A 19,897-nucleotide genomic window follows, 5' to 3' on the forward strand; every position below is an offset into this window, starting at 1 on the left:
CTAAGCTACCATGCCTGTTTTTCCGGCAGTTGCCAGCCCATACCCCGGGTTTTCCTTTCTCTTTTCGCCCAATCATTCGCTGACAGCAACTCAGTTTGAGGTACAGATAAGCTGCCGCCGTGCTCGCCCGATACTGCCCGAAGAGGAAGTGATTCTGCGCTTTCTCGATTTTTTTGGTGGAGAAGTACAAGCCGAAGCCCTGGGTACCGCCTTGGGCTTTGCCCTTACCGAAGACTTTACAGCCAAACCGCTACGCTACCGTGACCCTGCAGAGGTTGCCTTGTGGAATGACCTGTTAAAGGACTTGGAAGATTTTGGCTTGATTAACAGGCTGGAGACCGGCATAGTGCGCCGGACGGCTTTCGCGGCAGTAGCCCTGCAGCAGCAGGTTAAGTACGAGTACTTCACCGCTAGGTGCGCTTATTGGCAGTTCTCCGGGCTGACGGTATCTGCCAGCTTTCCATTTGCCAGCTTAGGCCTTATAGCCATCCTCAATGGTGAACACAACCAGCCGCACCCTGGCCGTCAGACCAACGCCGCACCTCCCAGCAGTGCGCCACCTATTGAGGATCTGAACGACACTGCTGCTGTGCTCTCTATCCTTAGCACTCAGTTGGCAGATTCCGGCTCCGCTGATGCTATCGAAGTGCTGGGGCTGGTGCCTGTCACACGCCCCGCCACTTACCCACTCACTCGCTCCATTCCGGTAACTGCCTATTGCTACCGGCTGACCAGTACACCAACCGGGCAGAACGCTCCTGACTATCGCATTACCGGAACGTTGTCAGGTCAGGTCAGCCCTGCGCTGACCGCTGCCTTCAACGAGCCGGTCAATGCTGCCCTACGGCTTCGCTGGGGCCATGACGCCGAGTTCGCTGCCTTCTGGGATAATCCTGCCGCGCTTATTGATGCCCCTGCGCTGACCCGTTTTGCCTCTTACTGGCGTTGGTCCCTGGTGCTACCTGACCCCCGCTTGGCTTGGTCTGCTCCGGACACGCTGCTGGCCTTGCTCCGCCTGCTTCCTGTTCCAGAACGTCGCCAACTTTCTGAGCTCATTCCGCTCACGCTGCTTGAAGCCGAGGTGGATAGCTACCCTGCTTTATGGGAATGGACTGTGCTTTCAACGCGCTTGTCTGAGGAGTTCATCACGGCTAAGCTTGCCAGCGTTGCTCCCGAGGGCACTCCGCTTTACTCCTGGGATTTTGAAATCCTGTCAGGCCGTAATCCGGACGCCATCGAAAACTGGCTAACCCAACTGTTGCGCTCGCCTTGGGCCGACCAGATGGGTCGCTCCGAAAGCTTCCAATGGGATTGGGCTGTCCTAGCTGAGAGATTATCAGAAGCCTTTATTCTCGCCCATCTTGGCGTGCTGCCTTTCAGCCGCGCCGTACTGCTTAGGCGCGGGTCTGCTTTTCTGGAAGCTGCCCTGCAGGCTGAAATCGCAGCCAGCCAGCTTGGGCATTGGAATTGGCGCTACGTAGCGGGCGCCCTATCCCAGCAGTTCCTATGGGACCAGTTGCCCTCACTAGCCGCCTACCTCCCCTGGCCGCAGGTGCTCGAGCGCTTGCTTGGGTCCGGTCAGCCCACACCTGTAAATTTCGCATTGTCCCGCCTGCTAAAACTCGTTCAGACCCACCACGACGACATCAACCCGCTAACCACTCAAAATCTTGCCTGGACACCTGAGTTGGTCGCTTTCTTCGATAATCTAGAGTTGCTACACTGGGCCTCCAGCTCATTGGCGCCTGGCTTTGAGTGCCATCCCTCTGTCACCTGGACAGCCGAGCACTTCACCCGCTACCATCACCGGGTTCACACTGCTCAGGGAGCCGCTCATGTCAGTGCCCAAATCGGCAGCCTTGACCTGGTTGCTCAGTTCCCTGACTTCGCCTGGGATTGGGTCAAATTGTCCGCCAACCCGCGCTTAACCTGGACTCGTCAACTTACGGCCCGCTACCGTAGCCGCATTGTTTGGAGCCAACTACTTGCCCGCTTCGGGGCCAGCGAGGTAGCAAGTCGCCTGCCAGACCTGCATACCCAACTGCTCGAAGCCCGGCCTGACGCGCTGCCTGACCTTTGGCGCTATGCCAATCGCACGCTGCCTGTGCCTACACTCCTGGGTTGGCTTTCTGGCTATACTTCTCATCTTGACTTTACTGAGCTTAGCCGCCGCGACCCCGTTGCAGTGGCGCAGGAGCTGCTTGCCCGTCCCAATTTTGACTTAGCCTGGGATTGGTCAGCCCTAGCCAGTCATTTGCCACCCGCTCAGTTGACCGACCTACTGCGCGAGGCTGATATTTATTACCAGCACATCCCAGACCCACGACTAGCCGATCTGTCGCGGGCTGCTGCGGCTAGACTCCCTCTCGATTTCAGCCTGTCCATCGCACCTGGACTGCTGCTCCCCTGGGATTGGAACTACGTCAGCGAACATATTGCTCCAGAGCAGCTTGATGCTCACTTGACGGCAGCAGCAGCTAAGGTTAACTGGAATCTCATTGTGCAGCGGCCGCTCATGCAGCCACTGCTTAAAAGTGCTTGGGTACTTGACTCCCGAGTCCAGCCGTGGCTGTCTTGGCCTATGGTCAGCCGCTTGCTTGCTCCCGCCCAGGTCGAGGCTCATTTGGATACGCTCGCCTTCCACTTGGATTGGGATTATCTGGCCCGCCAGCCTGCTTTTGCATCCCTGGTGCTGACCCGACTGCTAGACCATGAGATTGTGCGTGAACGTCTGCCCTGGGACCACGTGCTGGAAATGATGGTCACTCCCAGTGACCTTGCCGACAACCTGCTAAGTTGGTCGCGCCGCCTTCTGCTGCTCACTGCCCCAGACGTAAGCGCCGTCGCTCGCGCAGCGTTTACCCGCCGACTGCCAGTCGCGTCCATCATTTCCGACTCTAACACTGACGGTCTTGCCTACCCGCCGCTCACCACCAGCGAACTGGCTGCCTTGCCTCTCGACTGGGCAGTGTTATCCGGCGACTCCCGCGTAGCTCACCGCCTCACTGTAGATACTTTGCGGCGTTACCAGTCTCTGTGGCACTGGCCTACCCTTTCGTGCAACCCGGAACTCAATGCCGATGCCGCTTACCTGCTACATCCGAGCTTACGCCAACGCTGGGATTGGGCTTACATTTCGCAGCATAGTGCGTTCATCCGTCCTTACCAGGAGTGCAACAAGGCTAGAAAACACTTCAAGCGCTTCGCTCGCTTTATTGACTGGCCAGCTTTAAGTCTGCGTCACGATCTGCTTTTTTTTGGTGAGCTGCTTTATGCTTACGATAGCCTGCCCTGGGATTGGACTGTATTATCAGCCTCGCCAGCTCTGCGTCTGTCTGATAGTGATTTACTTAATCTACAGGACAAGTATTGGAATTGGGCAGCACTTTCTGCCAACAAGGGAGTGAAAATCACGCTCCCTATTGTGGAGCAGCTGGCCAGCCAGCCTTGGGATTGGGCAGCACTTTCTGCTAATCGCAGTGTGTCGTTTGACCATCCTACTTTGGTGCTCCTTGCCAACCAACCCTGGGATTGGGACGCACTTGTTCGCCGCCCTGACCTCAGTTGGAACCCACAAATGCTCCGTGATTTCGCCGGATATGCTCTCGACTGGACATACCTGTCTGGACTGCGCCGCCTTGATTGGTCGACCGCTTTCATTCACGAGTTTCAGGATTACCTCGATTGGCGCGTTCTCTCCCGTAGCCCGCCTTTCATCCTCACCGCCGATTTACTGCGTGGGTTTGCCTCGCGCTGGGACTTTACAGCCCTCTCTCACAGCCAAGCTCTTGCTGACCCACCCGTTTCTGCAGACCCGGCGCATCGGCCAGCCCAACCTGCCAGTCTGCTAGTGCCCACCGCTGATCTTCCTTGGGACTGGCCTCATCTATGCGCTCGCTCCGATATCCGCTATAACACCCAACTGCTTGATAGGCTTGCTGAGTACCTGCACTGGCCCACACTTTCGCGCCGTCCTTGGGGCGTACACTTTGAGCTGGGCTGGGTACAGCTTTTTTGCGCCTATTGGGATTTTCCGGTTCTAGCTGTTCACGCTGGGTTGCCCGAAGCTGCACAATCAGAGGTAAAAGCATTCATCAAGGCTGATGAAACTCGTATTCTGCCATACCTCTATGCCTTAGAGCGCCACGCGCCTCACGCGCCGCGCTGGGCCGGTTATGCCTTCCACAGTACACATCTTACTAATGCCGCTTCTATCATCCGTTCTGGCCAGCTGCTGAGCCGGAGCGAAGTGCTTAAAACCAGTCATAAACTGGCTGATGCGTCAGGTAGCATCAACCATTCTCCATCAGAGGTCTGGAATTACGCCCGGCTTTATTACCGCCCGCACACACTCACCCAATTTTATGTTGAACGGTTAGGTTTAGATTCTTCGTGGCGTGACGATAACGAGAAACATTATTTGGCTGCCGAAAGCCTAGGTTTTCCCAAATGTCCAATACCCGTTTATTTCCGCTTTAGACTCTCCGAAATCCTAGCGACTCAACCTGACCGCTTTCACATCAGCGATGGCAATATGCAGCGCAGTGCGGTCACGCATGGACCGCTGCGACAGATGTTTGGTCGCTTCAACCCTAATTACCTTCTTTTCTATCGCCTAGATACCGACGGCTTTTTAGGAGATAAATTTCCTGAGTTTAAGGACGTCTCTCAACAGGAAATTCTTCTCAAACCCAGTTTGGATATCACGAAGCTCGACACGGTAGACATTATTGTTCCGAATGATTGGGCCTATAACGAATTGCTTAACCTTATTGGCCCTGACCATCCCCTGGCCCAGCGGGTTCAAATTGGCAATTCTACCTTTCATGGTGGCAACAGGGCTGTTGACTGCGGCTATTCTGACACGCATATTGACGTGGATACAGACTTCGTCGATGCCCACGACCTTATGTTGGAATGTGATGAGCTTGCTCATGCCGACCTTTCCGAAATGGAGCCTGGTACCTACCGACTTGCGGGCAACCGGCTATTAACCCAGCAAAAGCTGCGGGTATCATGGTCTGCTCCCGTATCATTCCGGGTTTTGTTCCGTGACAAAGTAACCAGCCGGCCGGGTGGTCCCCGCGAATATGAGCTTTTTCAAAGCTTAAAAACTTAGTGGTAACAGTATCTCAGAACGCCCTCAAAACAGATTGACAACCCTTACTGCTCTATGAAATCATCAACTACCATTAAAGGAATGCTGTCGAGTAACACGATAGTGGTTCCCTCCTACCAACGAGCCTACTCCTGGGAAACAGAAGCAAAGCCAGATGTCACGACCTCAAAACAGGTTAATGTCTTTCTAAGTGACCTAGAGGACTATAACAAAAGCTCGGCAACAACCCCCTATTATTTTGGTCACTTCCTGTTTGAACAGAAGGGAGAAACGGAATTTGGGGTAATCGACGGACAACAGCGGCTCACAACCCTGGTTATCTTTCTTTCCGCCCTTTTTGCTCGCCTGAAGCAGGTACGAGCTTGGACGGAGTTCGAGGAAACCTGTTTCGAAGACTTGATCAAACGACGGTCTGCCTATCGCTTTGAAACAGTGGATTATGACCGCCAGCTGTTCAAGGACTACGTAGTCAACCAGAGCCGCACCGATAAGTACGGCCTGAAGACGACTTCTGCGAAGCGCATCGTAGCAGCATTTGATTTTTTCACTGCCTGCCTGGCGAACAAGGAGGAAGCTTATCTGGTGAAGATGCTGGAAATAGTAAGTACTGCCACTTGCACAACTCACCCGGTGGAGGATGAGTCGGAGGCTATTCAAATGTTCATTTTCCAGAATAACCGGGGAAAAAAGCCGTCTAATCTGGAGATTATCAAGGCCCAGTTCATGTTTGCCGTGCATCTGCAGGGTGGAGAGGCAAAGAACGACCTGATTGATGTCATCAAGGATAGATTTGAAAATATCTACCAATCAATCTCCACCATTGAAAACAAGGTGAAAGAGGATGATGTGCTGGTCTACACGCTACAAGTATACTTTAACTCCTTGTGGGAGGGCGGCGCGCTCGATAAAATCAACAAGCAGCTATCTGACAGCAACCCAATTCCATTCATCGAAGAATTTACGGAGTCGCTGGCCACCAGCTTTCGTCACCTGACAACTTTTTTCAGCGTCGATGAGCCCAGATACCTCGCCATTCATTCGCTGGTGACCCTGGGAGGCATAAGCCTAGCCCTGCCCTTCATTATAAAGGCATACTCTTTTAATCTGCCCATAGGCCAAATTGAGGAGTTGTGCGCTGCACTGGAAGTTCTGGTATTCCGGAGCCGGATAATTGGCACCCGGGCTGATTTGACGTCCCGTCTGAATGATGTTTACGCGGGCTTTATTCAAAAGGAGCCCAACGTCATGCCCAGCATTCAGCCAATTATCAAGCGGGTAAACCTCCTTAAGACTACAACTGACTGGTGGTATGCATACTGGAATAAGACCGAACTGGACAAGGCCTTACAAGGCAAAGTGCCTCATTCCATTGCTAGGTTTTTACTGTGGAAATATGAGAATTACTTGCAGGGGCAAGGGAAAAGTGGGTACGCCCTGATGCGCTTCGATGCCATTTCCGAGCCTCACCTGGAGCATATTGCCCCGCAAACGCCGACGAAAGGCGAGCCCGTAGCGGCCGGTTACCCGGAGTATGACGATGACTTCAAGAACCAGTTTATCGACTGTTTGGGCAATTACCTATTACTGTCTGCCTCTCATAACTGCTCCATCGGAAACCAGCCATTTCTGAAAAAGCGAGCCACCTACAACCATTTGGCCCAGCAGCGAGAAATTCAGGACCTAAGCCTAGATTCTGGTGTCTGGAGTAAAGAATTGATTGGAAAGCGTAAAACGGACATTATTACCTTCATCACCGAAAGCCTATAGGCCGCCGATATCATGCTACAATTCGTAACGAATGTAGCGCAGGTGGAGAAGTTCTACACCGGGCTTTGTTCTTGAGGTGGTCTGTTTAAGCCGCACAGAGTTGGAACGCAGTCTAGAATTGGTTTCGAAGTGCTTGGGCAAGCAAGTGAGGTGGTCGGCTACATCTGAACAGAATAGGCTTTTGGCTTCTCTTCATCATGAAAGACTGAATTGGTCGAGACACCTGTTGTTAGCTGGCAGCTAAGTAATTGTTTCAAATTGCTTTGCCACTGAAAGCAGGCTAAGGTGGTCACGGATGCGGAAAGTGAACTTACCGATCAGAATGTGCGAGTCCTGTGCACCTCTTTCGGCCGAGTTCATATATATTCCAACCTATGCATTTAGTACAAGGCCCTTGCTTTGAACACCTGATTTCATAGCATAGCACCTGGTAAAGCAGGAGTCGACCCATCTCCAACACAATATGCAGTAAGCAGGGGACGACAAAATGTACTACCCTCGCTCCACAAGCTTCAAAGGTGCTCCCTATCCTTTGTTTTATATAAGCGCCCCAGCCCAATAGCCGCAATAATGTTCAATAGTCTGTACAAAACATATTATATTTGTTTAAACTATTGAACATTATGGGACGTCAAGCCAAGCCTCTACTACCCCGGTTACAGCAGTACCTAACCGAAGCCGGCGAAAATATTCGCCTGGCCCGGCTGCGCCGTAAGCTCAGCACCACGCAAATTGCGGAGCGCGCGGCGATCAGCCGTACTACGCTGGTCGCGGTAGAAAAGGGGGCGCCTAACGTCAGCATCGGCACGTACGTGCAAGTGCTTTTTACCCTGGGATTGGAAAAAACTATCCTCCGCGTAGCCGAAGACGATGTGCTGGGGCGGAAGCTGCAAGACGCGGGTCTGGTCGTGAAGGAACGGGCCCCCAAACAAGAAGAAAACTAGCAGCATGGCTAAGAGCCCCGCTCGTAAACAGGTGCTGGTGTTCGCCGACTGGCAGGGCATGCCCGGTCCGCAACTCATGGGCACCTTGTCTGCCACCCCTGTGCGCGGCAAGGAGATTTTCTCGTTTGCGTATGCCCGGGAGTGGCTGGCCTCGTCCTACGCACAACTCCTCGACCCCGCCCTGCAACTCTACTCCGGCCCGCAGTATGTGGCCGACGAGGAGCAGAGTAACTTCGGACTCTTTCTTGATTCGGCACCCGATCGCTGGGGCCGCGTGCTGATGAGCCGCCGGGAGGCAGCGCTGGCCCGCCAGGAAGAACGCCCCGAACGCAAGCTGTTCGAATCAGACTATTTGCTCGGGGTCTACGACGGGCACCGCCTTGGGGGGCTTCGATTCAAGGAGCAAATTGACGGACCGTTTTTGAACGACAACCGCACGATGGCGGCTCCCCCCTGGGCGTCCTTGCGCGAGTTGGAGCAGGCCAGCCTGGAACTCGAGCGGGATGGGGCCGTCGACAACCCGGACTATCTCAAGTGGCTCACGCTCCTCGTGGCGCCGGGCTCTTCACTGGGCGGGGCCCGGCCCAAGGCCAGCGTGGTCGACCCCGACCAGGGACTGTGGATGGCCAAGTTTCCCAGCGCGCAGGATGAGCACGACGTTGGCGCCTGGGAGGCCGTGGTGAATCAGCTAGCCATGGCGGCCGGGCTACAGGTAGCCGAGGGGCGGGCCCAACGCTTCAATTCCCGCCACCATACCTACCTCTCGCGACGATTTGACCGCACCGCTGCCGGCGAGCGACGGCACTTTGCCTCCGCCATGACCCTGCTCGGCTACCAGGATGGTACTAGCCATCAAGACGGTGCCAGTTATCTGGAGCTGGCCGAGCTGCTCATGACCCAGGGGGCCAGCGTCGCGGAGGACCTGGCCGAGCTGTGGCGGCGCATCGTGTACAATATCTGTATTTCCAATACCGACGACCACCTGCGCAACCACGGCTTTCTGCTCACGCCCAAGGGTTGGCGGTTGGCCCCCGCCTACGATCTGAACCCTATCCCTTACGACAGAGGCCTGCGGCTTAATATTTCCCAGACTGATAACGCCCTCGACCTAGACCTAGCCCGCCAACAAGCGCCACACTTCCGGTTAACGCTGGCCCAAGCCGATGCCATTATCGATCAAGTGCTGAAAGCGGTGCGTAGCTGGCGGATGGTGGCCGAGCAATATAACCTGGGCCGCGATGAACAGCGCCGCATCAGCCGGGCCTTTGCTGCCACCGAGTAGATATCTTAAGACTTCGCACTTTAGGTAGTTTGGACACTGAAACGATAGGCTTATCATACCTGATCATTTTTAAATAGTAACCCTGAACTAATTTTAGCGCAACCTTTATAAATAGTAGTTAACAGCAACAAAAGGCCGCTGGCATAGTACCAGTGGGCTTTTGTTGCTAGTTTAGCTAGACGCCTTTAACGCTGGGAGGTGATTTTTCGTTGAGGTTGAGGCCGTAGGCGCGCGAGCCAAGCTTTTTCATAAATAGGTATTCACGTTTAATGACTTCGGTGCGGGTCATTGTTTTAGGTAGGGTCATTAATATAGTGAACTGAAAATGCTGGCCGTGGGAAGCATCAACCGCTAGCAGTTTGACCAACTCCATATTGCCACCGTGGCCTTGCGTAGCCACGTAATCTTTCCAGCGGCCCCAAATGCCTTCTGCGCCGGAAGCGGAGCCAATGTATTGCTTCCCGCTGGACCGGTCTAGGATTAGGTAGACTCCAGCTGTAGCCGAGAGCATTCGTGACCACTCATCTCGTGGTGACTGGTTGGCAACTAACTCTGCTAATTCCGCAAAGGAGAGCGTGAAATCTAGATAATCGGTGAATGGCTGACTGAATGGTTTAGGCTGGATTTCCAGCACGGTCCTGAGTTCATTTGGTCGTAGCCATTGGTGCCAACTGATAGCAGCTTTGCCCCAATCGAAAATAACCCGCTCTTTCAGGTCTTCAAAACCTGGCATTTCGCGCAGGTTATAATAGAAATTATTGTCGGGCTTCTGCTCGAAGCTTAATACTTGGAATACGCCGACGAAGCGGGACTGGCTGCCATACTCACCAAGACAGGCCACAATGAAATCGCACTCGTGAAACACGGGCCTAACTTGCTGACGCTGATAATTGAGAAAATCCGCCCGGTAGTTACGGTAGAGGTCATGTATGTCAATCGTACCACTAGTATCACGATGTCGGACAAGCTTCACTTTGGCTTGAGGCAGGCCGCGTGCATAGAGCAATTCTTGTAAGGATAGGGGGCACTGTAAAGTAGTGACCTCTTGTTCAAGAACTTGTAAGGGTTGGTCAGTCATCAGAAAGGGCGCTGAGAAATTAGCAGCGAGCCTTAAGAAGCATCAGAGAATTGAACTATGCAAATAAAAGTTATCTGTAACATTTAGCTTGATTCCGCTTCTATTATCAAGCTGGATTAGCACGATACGTTTTGTTGTCACCAGCCAACGGCTTCGTTTAAAAAGTATGGAGTTGAACAAAGCTGTTGGCAACAAAAAGGCCACTGGCATGGTGCCAGTGGCCTTTTTGTTGCCAGTTATAAATAGTATAATCGTGAGTCAGCTAGGATGAAAAGAAAATAGAGAAGAATACTAGCGGAAATGATACCGCACGCCCACACTACCCAGGCCCGGCCACTCGTCAATCAGGGGATTATTAAACAGATAGCTTTTGGTAGCCGTGGCGACCAGTGAAACCCGGTTGCCCAGGAAGAAATCAGCTTCTAAGCCAGCTTGCGGGCCGTAGGTGAAGCGGCCCGGCTTGGTAGCGTCCGAGGCTAGGTCGCCGCTGCCATCGACATTCGTTTGCTCGTAACCGGCCCCAGCACCTAAGAGCAGGTGGAAGTAAGCAAACTCCCCAATGCGGAACAGCTGAGGCGAGATGAACAGCCGCCCACTGTAGGAAGCGTACTTGCCGCGAGTATCGGGCAGGTTGCCATACTCGTAAACGCCGCCCAGGCGCAGGGCGAAATGGTCAGTGAGCATGGGTGTATAGCTCAACTCGTAGTAGTTGCCCTTATCGGAGCGCCCGATATAAGCACCCAGGCCAGCGATATGCTTAACGTGACGCTGAGCCAGGGCCGGCAGCGAGCCGGCCCCAGCCAGTAAAAGCACCACGGACAGGAGCTTTTTCATACTTTAGTTGCGGGGCCGCGCCCGGTCCATTTTGATGAGTGACTGTTGCACCAGCACATCGGAGTACACAGCTTCGGCGGCACTCTGCGAAGGGGTAGACTGCGAGGTTTCCGACAACAGCCGGTCAGCTTCCAGGCGCAGCTGCATAGCCTTAATCATATTATCGTTGGACGTGTTGAGGGCTATCATCCGCTCCCCCTCCGTCATCGAGTAGCGGCCCGGATTTTTCAGCGTAGCATTCATTTCGATGCTTTGCTGCGTCATCTCGTCGGCAATCTTGTAGTAGCCGAAGGCCGTATCAATCTTGCGCTTATTGGCCATTTCCTGATAGGCGAACGAGGACACCGCGGACTCTTCCCGCTTGGCCTGGTACTGGGCCGAGGTCATGCGGTTGGTTCCCCCCGAGGTAGAGGAGCCGAAGCGCGAGAACACGTCATATACCGTATTCAGGTCCTGCTGCGGGTTGGTAAGCTGCAAGGCTTGCCGCAGGCGTTCCGCCTTGGGGTAGACGGGCATGTACTGGTTGCTTTGCCCCCGGCCCGACATGGCCAGCGCCCGCACAAACAGCTCCTGCGGGTTGGAAATCCGCAAATCCTGAATGCTCTGCACTTTCCGCAAGTCAGCCTGCACCTGCTGTTGCAGGGCCAGGCCTTCTTGGGTAAGGTTTCTCACCTCCCCCGTGATATCCTGCGTCACGCTGGCAATCTGCTTAGCGTCCGTAATTACCTGATAGTTCTTAACCGTTTCGCCCCACTGAGTAAGGCGCTTCGCAAATTCACCAATCTGCACGCCCATGTGGAGCGGGTCATTTACTACCATCTGAGCCGACGCTTTTTGAGTCGGCAGAACTAGCGCAATGGCTACCAGGGCCGCCAAAAGGAGCTTTTTCATTGTCGTAAAGAGTTAAGATGAAAGTGAGTATTAGCGGCTACTCACGGACGCCGAGGGGCTGGGCTGACCGGCCGCCGACGAGGTAATCAGAATGGGGTAGCCATCGGGCAGCAGCACGTCTCGCAGCTTGATGCGCGTTCTAGGCCGTGAGAGCATGGTAGCCCCGATGCGGCCGGCCACGCCCGTTACCGAGTTGGCGGCGCTGGCCGAGCGGTCGATTGCCGTACTAAGTTCCCGCGTTGATTGGGTTTGCAGGTCGTTGCCGGCCTGCTGCGCGTCCTTCGCAATGCGTTTTTCCGGGTCTATCATAATGCCCGGCATGTAGTTAAAGTCGTAAATCTGTGCGTCTACCCGCGTTGGCCCGAGTCGGTTTATCGCTAGCTCCACACTGTTAGTGCCCACGTTGGCTACTGCCGCGAAGACCATGTTTTTCGGGAAGGTCACGCCGCTTATTACTGCATCCTCCATGAGGCGCAGAATTACGACCGAGCCGGTACGGACCTTCTGCTCCCCGTTGATAACGCACTGAAAAAACACGTCGGGAACGAGGGACTGCTGCTGGCCACTCTGAGCCATCATGCGGGAGGAGTTGCCTACTTTAACCGTGTTGAAGCCATCCATCCCGGGCGCATTCACCCGGTCCGCCAATTGACTGGCCGCCAATGCCGGGTCACGGTAACGCTTGCCCGTCATGCGCTCGTAGGAGGCGCGGGTTTCCGGGGGCGATGTGCTGAGCATGGCCAACACGTCCGGGTCGGTTTCAAATGGGGTACCATCCTTATCCACCGCAGGAAGCAGGTTGCGAGTGCGCGGGGCACTGGCTATCCGCCGAGCACCGCTACCGGAGTGGGGATGACGGGGTACTACCACCGTTTGCGCACTGAAAGAGCCCGTAGCCGGGTCCTGCACCGTCGTTTCTACCGTGTCCACATCGGACGCCGCCAGGCGCTCCGCTTCCACTCGTCGCCGGGCTGCTTCCGCCCGCCGCCTGCGGCGTAGTCCTTGCCCGGTCGTATCCACGGCGAATACTTCGACCATTTCATCCGACGAGGCGCGGGCCGGTACATTGGCTGCATCTATTTCGGCGCGCCGCTGCGCTTCGGCCTGGGCCACCGGGGAAGCCGTAGTTACAGGGGGAGCCTGTTCGACCGAAGTAATCTCCGGCTCGATGTTGGCCGAGGCCGCCGCTACCGGCTCCTGCTCACGCTGCGCGGCTTCCTTGGCTGATTTAAGCCAGAGAAAGAGCCCGCCCAGTAGGACGACAATCAGCAGGCCGGCGATGCCCATCCAGTTCTTTTGCAGCATTTCCCCTGGCGTCGGCTTCTTCTTTTCAGGAGTCGGCCGCTGGTCGTCTTGGTCGTGGTCGCTGTCCGGGCGAGGTACTGCCTCGGGCCGGTCATGTTGGGAGGTGATAGGTTCCATGATAGAGAGGCAGAGCTGGTTAGATGGTGGAGGCGCGGTTAATGACTCGCGAAGGCACCGGCAGCACCAGTACCCGTGCCCCGTTCACTTCGCGCAGCGTGACTTCCAGGTAGCCCCGCTCGGTGGCCGCATATAGTGGAATGGCATAGGTCAGGTAGCCCGTCGTGCGGCCCGTGATAATCTGATTGGCGACCCCACCGGAGGGAGCCAGCGGCCGGCGCGCCTGGTTCTTTTTCTTCGCCAGAAACTTCTTTTGAGCATTTTCCACCAGCTGGAAGTCGGTGAAGTCTACGTTGTAGTCAATCGCGGAATGGTTGATTACTTTGAAGCGCAGATAGGTAAAGTCCTTGTCGTTGCGCACGTTGGCCAGCGAGAGCACCAGGTCGTTATCGACCACGGCCACCGCCTGATGCTCTTCTTTCGTCTTGCGCAGCTGGGAGAGCTTGCCTTCTACTTCATTCTTCTTTTCCAGCTCCTTGTCCAGCGCCAGTTCATTTTCCGGGGCCGAGCCCGCCGAGCTGTTCGGGTTCAGGCCGAGTGCGCCATCCTTCTGGAAATCGTAAAGCTGGAGCACTGGGCGATTCACGTAAACCAGCCGGCCCATCCAGTACTTGGAGCCGTACCGAATCAGCATGGGCGTAGGCGGGGCATTCTTGCGCTTGGCCCGCACGAACACGGCATTGGCTTCTATTTTAACCAGGTAGTTATTGGCCATCCCCACGTCTACCAGCCCCACGGGGCCCCCGAAAACGAGGTAGGTAGTGGAGCTGTCCGACACGGCCACGTCCAGCAGGTTTTCATTAGACTTGGCCGTTGCGGCAGGACGCTGTGCCCGGATTGGTTGCGCGAGCGGGCGCACGGTAGCGGTCTGGGCGGAGGCCACCGAGGCAGGTAGCAGTGGGAGGACGAGGCCCAGCACGGCAGAAAGCAGGAGAATACGCATGAGGGAGACGGTCTTGAGGGTTAGCGGGTAGGAGCAGCAGCACGAGGAGTTGAGGGGGCCGGAGTAGTGGGAGCCGGGGCCGAAGGGGCCGGACCGGCCGGCGCCAGGCCCGCGCCGCGCTGCGCTTCGAGAAGGCGACGCTGCCGGTCGGCTTCCTGCGCGTCCAGCAGCTCCTTTTCTTCGCGGGATACGCTGGGCTGGTAGGGGATATAGTCGAAGTTGGTGAGCAGCAGCCCGTAGGGGTTGGCATCCGAGCGGTTGGTTTCTTCCAGGTTGAATCTGGCCGCCAGCGGCAGCGGCTCTTTCTGCTCACCCCCGATGAAAATGCGCTGCTTGATGTAAACTGAGCCTGACCAGGGCCGGTGCGTCATATCCACGAGCACGCTATCCACCGTTACCGCGTTGCGGGCCGCGTAGCGCTCATAGTTTTGCAGCACCTGCCCACGCACGAAGCCATCATAAATCCGCCGACCGCCGCGCCCTTCGATGAGCGGCAGGGCTGCATCCAGGTTGGACTTGAAGGTGTATTGGTCGTGGCCGAACATGGTTTGCATGAAATTGCGCACCAGGTTGCGGGCCTCGTAGGTCGTGTGCGTTTCTGTTGTAGGCGCGGAAAGCGCTGCTACCGAGCCGGTGGGGCTGACCACGTACACGCGCTGGCCGGCCTTCTCGCTGATGCGGTAGACCATATAGCCAGCGGTCAGCGCGATGAGCAGCAAAGCCAGGATGCTACCCATTGCGAGGTTGCGCATGGTAGAGAAAGAGGTACTTAAATCTTTGGCAGAGTCCATTTTAATAGCTGGTTAAAAGTCAAACTGTGGTGGATTAAGCGGCTTTTTCCCCCCACTGCCCCTATTGGTTGATGGGTAGAAACACCATCTTGCTGGCGTCCGGCATCCCGCCTCGGTGACGGTAGGGGTATACCACCAGCGCCGGCTTCTGCTGGCCATCCTTGCCCGTAAAGGCATAGACCACCCCGCGCACGGTTACTGGCTTGTTCGGCGCTACTTCCATAACCGTATACTTTTCCTGGCCCGGTAGATTGGGATTGATGCCCCCCAAGCTGAAGCGCGCCAGGCTATCCTTGCCGTTGGGTACATAAAGGGGCATGGTAGCGGGGACTTTCTGCCCCGGTCCGTATCCTTTGGGCACCCACTTGACTACTGCCTCGTAGCCAATCCGGTAGCCCGACATAGAACGCGCAGCACCCGGTTTAAGCGACCCCCACAGCGGCGGCAGTGCGACAGCCATTGGCTCGATATTGAGCGGCTTGGCCGATACCGTTTGCACGTAGCCTTCGGCGGGCAGCAGCTGCCTGACAGCCGGCACCACATCCAGTGCAGTCAGGGGCAGCGCGGCCGGCAGGCTGACCGTGGACGAGTTAGCGGCCGGCGCTGGGGCCGCAGTTGGAGTAGTCGCCGCAGGATGAGTAGCCGGAGCGGAGGAGGCCGGGACCGTAAAGGGAGCCTCAGTCTCAGCTGCTTTTTTGTCGCCCGACTGGCAGCCGGCCAGGCCCACGGCCAGGACGAAAGCGAGGGTGTTGGGTAGGGTTTTCATGATGGAGCAGGGAAAGGAATGGGAGACAGATTAGGTAGTCCAAAGGCCCGAAGCGCGTTGCCGATAGGAAGGATTCAGCGCATCGGACATGGTTATGGAGGGCAAACCGGCCGAAGCTGAGCTACCGGCCGATTCTCCCCCACCCCCGGCCGGAGGGGTAGGCAGGCTGGCCCCGCCGCCACTTCCTCCGCCTCCACCACTGCCGTTGCCCATGGCCCGGCCCAGGGCGGAGGACAAGCCCCCGCTGCCAGGGGCCGCGATGCCGGCTGCGAATGTGGCCGCGCCCATGGCCATCCCGGCGACCTGGCCCGCGAACCCTTGCGCCGCCGAGGAGCCAATGAAGAGGGAGGTGAGGTAGGGTACCATCACGTACAGCAGCACGAAGGCGACCGACATGAGCATGAACTTGGAGTCATTCACCGACTGCACCGGGTTGCCGCTGGCGAAGATGCCCCCCGCTGCTTGCTGGGTATCAGCAAAAAAGCCATACATCGTATCCAGCAGCACGAACGTGAGCCCCCACATCTGCACGGCGATGAAGTTCTGAAACCACTTCATTGCCAGCTGGGCAAAGGCCGGAATGACGGAAAGCGTCATGGCAATGGGGCCGGAAACGTACAGGAAGCCGAGGATGAACTGCTGAATGAACGTCATGATTTCCCGCACAATCAGCACGGTTGTAGCCGTGAAAAGCCGCGTCATAATGCCCGAGAAGGTGAAGGAGCTGAGCGTTTCGGAGATGCTGCTCATCAGGGAAGCCGCCCCGCTCACCACGTCTCCGAGGCCCAGCGAGTCATTCTTAGCCGCCGCGGCCACATCGGGCGGCGTAGTCAAGGCGCTCAGTGCTTCGGCCGCGGATTGGTCGGTCGCGAACATGGCCGTAAAGGCCGAAATGCCCCCGCCCAGCGTATCCATCAGCGTTTGGTAGAAAAACAGCAGAAAGAATATCCAGGTAGCCTTGATAATCGGCTCCCAATCCATTGCCAGGCCACTTCCCGAGATAAAGCCGCGCCCAATAGTGTAGAGCAAGGCTATCCCCATCAGGCTGGGCGTCAGGAAGCGGCAGGCCGTGAGCACAATGGCCAGGGTCTGGTCACAGGCGCGCAAAAACCCAGGGTCGATGCCGTAGGCCACCATGAGTAGATTGCTCATTTGCCCAGCGCACCCTTGCGGGCCTGTTTATCTTCTACAAACTGGTCTACCGCGTAGTCCAGGCGCTGCACCTTGACTACTTCGTATTCGGGGGCCCCGTCCGGGCCGAGCACGACGCGCCCGCTCTTGTCGTGCTTGAGCTTGTGGTTATGCTGCTGGTAGAATTTAACCAGCTTGTTTAGGTAGTTGCGCTCGACCGGCTTCGAGGTCAGAATAGCATCCAGCTGCGGTGGGGCTTCGAGGGCAAACACCTTGCCCTTACCCCCCTGCTTGATAAAGAACTCGCGCAGGGAATCCGTCGAGCGCACCGACTTTATGAGGTCCATTTCGTGCCCGGTCAGTCCGAGCGGCGCTTGGAGCTGGGCCAGCGAGTCGGGGTTGATGTGGCGCAGGATGATTTTGGTAGCCGAGTTGTTGATAATGGCCGGCCCAATCTTGCTACTGGTAATCTCGGTGATGCCCTGGGTGATGATTGTTACCGAGCCGTTGGTTTTGCGAATGGTGCGGTACATGCTCTCGATAAATTCCGAGAGTACGCCGCTGAGCATAGTCCATGCCTCATCCAGCGCGATGTACTTCACGGCGTCCGGGAACTTGCGGAACAGGTCCAGACTCAGTTCGGTAATGAGCATGGCCACCACCGGGTACAAATCCGGGTCTGCCTGCACCTTGGCCAGGTCGAAGCAGATTAAGCGGTACTCGCTCAGGTCTACGTCCCGCTCCGCGTTGAGCACGCGGGCATACCGGCCCCCCGTGACGTACTGCCCCAACACCAGGAAAAACTGGGGCATGTCGATGTACTTGAGGTTTTTCTGGTATTGCCGGCGCGCCCCATCCAGCGAGTCCGCTGCTTCGCCCGCCATCCCGACCGGCTTTTGCATCTCGGCATCGTAGCGCTCCACAAACCGGTAGAAGCTCTCCATGCCGGGAAACTCCTCGTCCGCTTGGTTGAGTTGGTCGCTCTCGTTCAGATAGGCGTAATACTCAATCAAAAACCGGCTGAGGATGGTACGTTCCGACTTATCCAGGGCCGCCGCGCCCCCTTTCCACAGGGCCGCCAGCAGGGCCAGGTGGAAGGTGGTTTTTTCGTCGTTGTAGAGCCACTTGTTGCCGTTGGCGGGGTCGCGGGGCACGACGAACGGGTTGAACTCAATCGGCCGCTGGGGGTCGTACTCGAAGTACGTATTGTCGAAGTCTTCCCCATTCAGGGCTTGCAGGACATTGCGGTAAGTGCCGCCCACATCCATGATGATTTGCCGCGCTCCCTTCTCGTAGCGTTGCACAATCAGGTTGCCGAACGTGTAGGACTTGCCCGAGCCGGAAGGCCCGATAACCATGGCATTCTGATTGTCCAGCGCCGTGTTGAACAGATTGACCTGGACCAGGTTGCGGAAGCGGTCGGTCAGATACTCCCCCACCGGGTCTGTCTTGTAGGTCGCGGTCCAGTGCATGTAGCACGCCGCCCGGTCAGCGGTGCTGGTAAGCCAGCGGTCGGGCACCTGGTTGGCGTTGCCCGGCAGCAGGCCGAAGTACAGCGGCAGGGCCAGGTAGCTTTCCACCACGCTTTCGGTGCCGAACATGTAACGGAATGCTCCCGTGGCCTTTTCCACGTTTTCACGCCGGCTCGTGTCGTTGGTATCCCACAGGACAACCGAGAGGTGCAGGCCCACAATCTGCTTGTTTTCGGCCCTTACTTCAGCGGTAAACTCTTCGACTTCCAGGGCCCGCAGCTGGTTGTCCTGCGTGGCCAGGAAGGAGAGCGAGGCATTCAGCTTACGGTCCGTGTCCAGGGTGCTCAGGGCCGCCCGGGTATCCTGAATCAGCATGGCCTGCGTTAGGATGTGCGGGCATTGCAGGATGTGCGTCAGCGGGTAGAGCATGGGCGAGGTCACGCCGTAGCCGTTGCGCACCGCCGGGTAAGCATCGCTGCCCTGCCCTACCATCGAGAGCACGTTGACCTTCTGCTCCCCGATGGACAGGGTACCCAGTTCGTTCCCTATTTCGCGCTCCTGCCGGGTGGGTTGGCCGTCGAAGTTGAGGTTGAAGTACTGCAGGTAGAGCTGGTGAATGTCCTGGCTGGTCAGGCGCTCGAACGTTATGCCGCCCAGGCTCTTAAGGCCCTGAATAAGCTCCATGGCGCTGCTTTCGGCAATTTCCAGCGTTTGCACGAGCTGCGCAAACGGGTTTTTGATTACCGCCTCCCCCGCCCGCGCAATCAGGGCATTGACAGCGTTGGTTTTGGGCGACTTGACCGCCGCCGGCGCAAACGAGAGGAACAGGTACGACTTCTGAAACAGCACCAGCCGCTCGAAGAAGTGCTTGTTCATCTTGTTCTCAAAATAGGTCTGCTGGGTCTTGTCCTCCCGGTAAGGGCGGTCGTAGTAGATATCCGTTTTCTGAATGATACTACCCACCGGCAGTGGGCGCAGCACCCCGATAAGCGCCGATTGGAAAGCGTCATAATCTTCTACCGTCCAGCTTTCCATTTCGGCGGGCTCGACGAGGAAGCCCACGGCGACGCGGCCATCCTTGAAAACCACTTTGTCTCCCTCGTAGCTGTGTACCGGCATCACCGCGCTAAACGCGGCCGTTTTTGGCTTGTTTGTCATGAGCGGGAGTGGGTAAAACGCCCACAGCGACGCGCCGGGGCTGAATGAAGGTGAAGGAGAGCCAGCCAATCAGGAAGCCGGGTGCCTGCTTTTTGCTGAGGTAGCGCAGGGCCAGAATTATCCCCGCTTCTACCAGAATGACGATGAGGTAAACCAGGCGGGGAATCTTAACCGCCATCCCTAAAAATCCCAGCAGCAGCACGGAGCCGATGAATAAGCCGACCATGATGCCCAGGTCCTGAATGTTGATACCCAGGACCTGGGCCGGTCGCTCGATGCTTTTATAGGAGCGCATGGGA

General features: G+C 56.5%; 14 protein-coding genes. 4 read left to right on the forward strand and 10 right to left on the reverse strand.

What is annotated here, in order from left to right:
• Positions 1-10: 10 nt before the first annotated feature.
• From JAO77_RS23130 to JAO77_RS23145, 4 genes are all read left to right on the forward strand, one after another.
• Positions 11-5,119 (forward strand): DarT ssDNA thymidine ADP-ribosyltransferase family protein, encoded by a 5,109-nt coding sequence (locus JAO77_RS23130; protein WP_198992916.1) that lies wholly within the window; start codon positions 11-13, stop codon positions 5,117-5,119.
• A 54-nt stretch (positions 5,120-5,173) separates the two neighbouring features.
• On the forward strand, positions 5,174-6,886 hold the full coding sequence (locus JAO77_RS23135) for a DUF262 domain-containing protein (RefSeq protein WP_198992917.1): 1,713 nt from the start codon (positions 5,174-5,176) through the stop codon (positions 6,884-6,886).
• Between the two features lie 623 nt (positions 6,887-7,509).
• Positions 7,510-7,830 (forward strand): helix-turn-helix transcriptional regulator, encoded by a 321-nt coding sequence (locus JAO77_RS23140; RefSeq protein ID WP_198992918.1) that lies wholly within the window; start codon positions 7,510-7,512, stop codon positions 7,828-7,830.
• 4 nt (positions 7,831-7,834) lie between these two features.
• Positions 7,835-9,112, forward strand: coding sequence for a type II toxin-antitoxin system HipA family toxin (locus tag JAO77_RS23145; protein ID WP_235998576.1), 1,278 nt, complete (start codon positions 7,835-7,837; stop codon positions 9,110-9,112).
• Positions 9,113-9,287: 175 nt separating this feature from the next.
• Here the strand turns inward: JAO77_RS23145 and JAO77_RS23150 are convergent, their stop codons facing one another.
• The 10 genes from JAO77_RS23150 to JAO77_RS23195 form a co-directional block, all read right to left on the reverse strand.
• Positions 9,288-10,190, reverse strand: a complete 903-nt coding sequence (locus JAO77_RS23150) for a GIY-YIG nuclease family protein (protein WP_198992919.1) — start codon at positions 10,188-10,190, stop codon at positions 9,288-9,290.
• A 291-nt stretch (positions 10,191-10,481) separates the two neighbouring features.
• On the reverse strand, positions 10,482-11,024 hold the full coding sequence (locus JAO77_RS23155; RefSeq protein WP_198992920.1) for a hypothetical protein: 543 nt from the start codon (positions 11,022-11,024) through the stop codon (positions 10,482-10,484).
• A 3-nt stretch (positions 11,025-11,027) separates the two neighbouring features.
• Positions 11,028-11,915, reverse strand: coding sequence for a hypothetical protein (locus JAO77_RS23160; RefSeq protein WP_198992921.1), 888 nt, complete (start codon positions 11,913-11,915; stop codon positions 11,028-11,030).
• 30 nt (positions 11,916-11,945) lie between these two features.
• Positions 11,946-13,337, reverse strand: a complete 1,392-nt coding sequence (traM, locus tag JAO77_RS23165; RefSeq protein WP_198992922.1) for a conjugative transposon protein TraM — start codon at positions 13,335-13,337, stop codon at positions 11,946-11,948.
• Between the two features lie 19 nt (positions 13,338-13,356).
• The gene (locus JAO77_RS23170) at positions 13,357-14,280 is read right to left on the reverse strand and encodes a DUF4138 domain-containing protein (protein ID WP_198992923.1); all 924 of its coding nucleotides are present in this window, start codon (positions 14,278-14,280) and stop codon (positions 13,357-13,359) included.
• A 20-nt stretch (positions 14,281-14,300) separates the two neighbouring features.
• The gene (locus tag JAO77_RS23175; protein ID WP_198992924.1) at positions 14,301-15,032 is read right to left on the reverse strand and encodes a conjugal transfer protein TraK; all 732 of its coding nucleotides are present in this window, start codon (positions 15,030-15,032) and stop codon (positions 14,301-14,303) included.
• A gap of 100 nt (positions 15,033-15,132) precedes the next feature.
• Entirely contained in the window at positions 15,133-15,837 is a 705-nt protein-coding gene (locus JAO77_RS23180; protein WP_198992925.1) for a hypothetical protein, read from the reverse strand.
• A 30-nt stretch (positions 15,838-15,867) separates the two neighbouring features.
• A complete protein-coding gene (locus tag JAO77_RS23185) occupies positions 15,868-16,989 on the reverse strand; it encodes a hypothetical protein (RefSeq protein WP_198992926.1) in 1,122 nt (373 codons plus the stop codon).
• Positions 16,986-19,598, reverse strand: coding sequence for a VirB4 family type IV secretion system protein (locus JAO77_RS23190; RefSeq protein WP_198992927.1), 2,613 nt, complete (start codon positions 19,596-19,598; stop codon positions 16,986-16,988). The genes JAO77_RS23185 and JAO77_RS23190 overlap by 4 nt, the downstream gene beginning before the upstream one ends.
• Positions 19,567-19,893 carry a hypothetical protein gene (locus tag JAO77_RS23195; protein ID WP_198992928.1) on the reverse strand — a complete coding sequence of 109 codons (327 nt, stop codon included), beginning with the start codon at positions 19,891-19,893 and terminating at the stop codon, positions 19,567-19,569. Before JAO77_RS23195 ends, JAO77_RS23190 begins: the two co-directional genes overlap by 32 nt.
• Positions 19,894-19,897: the final 4 nt, after the last annotated feature.

Source organism: Hymenobacter sp. BT559 (genome assembly GCF_016427535.1).
GTDB lineage: Bacteria > Bacteroidota > Bacteroidia > Cytophagales > Hymenobacteraceae > Hymenobacter.

What these genes read in the sequence shown, in the direction of transcription:
- JAO77_RS23130 (WP_198992916.1), top strand. Translation starts at nt 11, where the DNA reads ATGCCTGTTTTTCCGGCAGTTGCCAGCCCATACCCCGGGTTTTCCTTT.
- JAO77_RS23135 (WP_198992917.1), top strand. Translation starts at nt 5,174, where the DNA reads ATGAAATCATCAACTACCATTAAAGGAATGCTGTCGAGTAACACGATA.
- JAO77_RS23140 (WP_198992918.1), top strand. Translation starts at nt 7,510, where the DNA reads ATGGGACGTCAAGCCAAGCCTCTACTACCCCGGTTACAGCAGTACCTA.
- JAO77_RS23145 (WP_235998576.1), top strand. Translation starts at nt 7,835, where the DNA reads ATGGCTAAGAGCCCCGCTCGTAAACAGGTGCTGGTGTTCGCCGACTGG.
- JAO77_RS23150 (WP_198992919.1), bottom strand. Translation starts at nt 10,190, where the DNA reads ATGACTGACCAACCCTTACAAGTTCTTGAACAAGAGGTCACTACTTTA.
- JAO77_RS23155 (WP_198992920.1), bottom strand. Translation starts at nt 11,024, where the DNA reads ATGAAAAAGCTCCTGTCCGTGGTGCTTTTACTGGCTGGGGCCGGCTCG.
- JAO77_RS23160 (WP_198992921.1), bottom strand. Translation starts at nt 11,915, where the DNA reads ATGAAAAAGCTCCTTTTGGCGGCCCTGGTAGCCATTGCGCTAGTTCTG.
- traM (WP_198992922.1), bottom strand. Translation starts at nt 13,337, where the DNA reads ATGGAACCTATCACCTCCCAACATGACCGGCCCGAGGCAGTACCTCGC.
- JAO77_RS23170 (WP_198992923.1), bottom strand. Translation starts at nt 14,280, where the DNA reads ATGCGTATTCTCCTGCTTTCTGCCGTGCTGGGCCTCGTCCTCCCACTG.
- JAO77_RS23175 (WP_198992924.1), bottom strand. Translation starts at nt 15,032, where the DNA reads ATGCGCAACCTCGCAATGGGTAGCATCCTGGCTTTGCTGCTCATCGCG.
- JAO77_RS23180 (WP_198992925.1), bottom strand. Translation starts at nt 15,837, where the DNA reads ATGAAAACCCTACCCAACACCCTCGCTTTCGTCCTGGCCGTGGGCCTG.
- JAO77_RS23185 (WP_198992926.1), bottom strand. Translation starts at nt 16,989, where the DNA reads ATGAGCAATCTACTCATGGTGGCCTACGGCATCGACCCTGGGTTTTTG.
- JAO77_RS23190 (WP_198992927.1), bottom strand. Translation starts at nt 19,598, where the DNA reads ATGACAAACAAGCCAAAAACGGCCGCGTTTAGCGCGGTGATGCCGGTA.
- JAO77_RS23195 (WP_198992928.1), bottom strand. Translation starts at nt 19,893, where the DNA reads ATGCGCTCCTATAAAAGCATCGAGCGACCGGCCCAGGTCCTGGGTATC.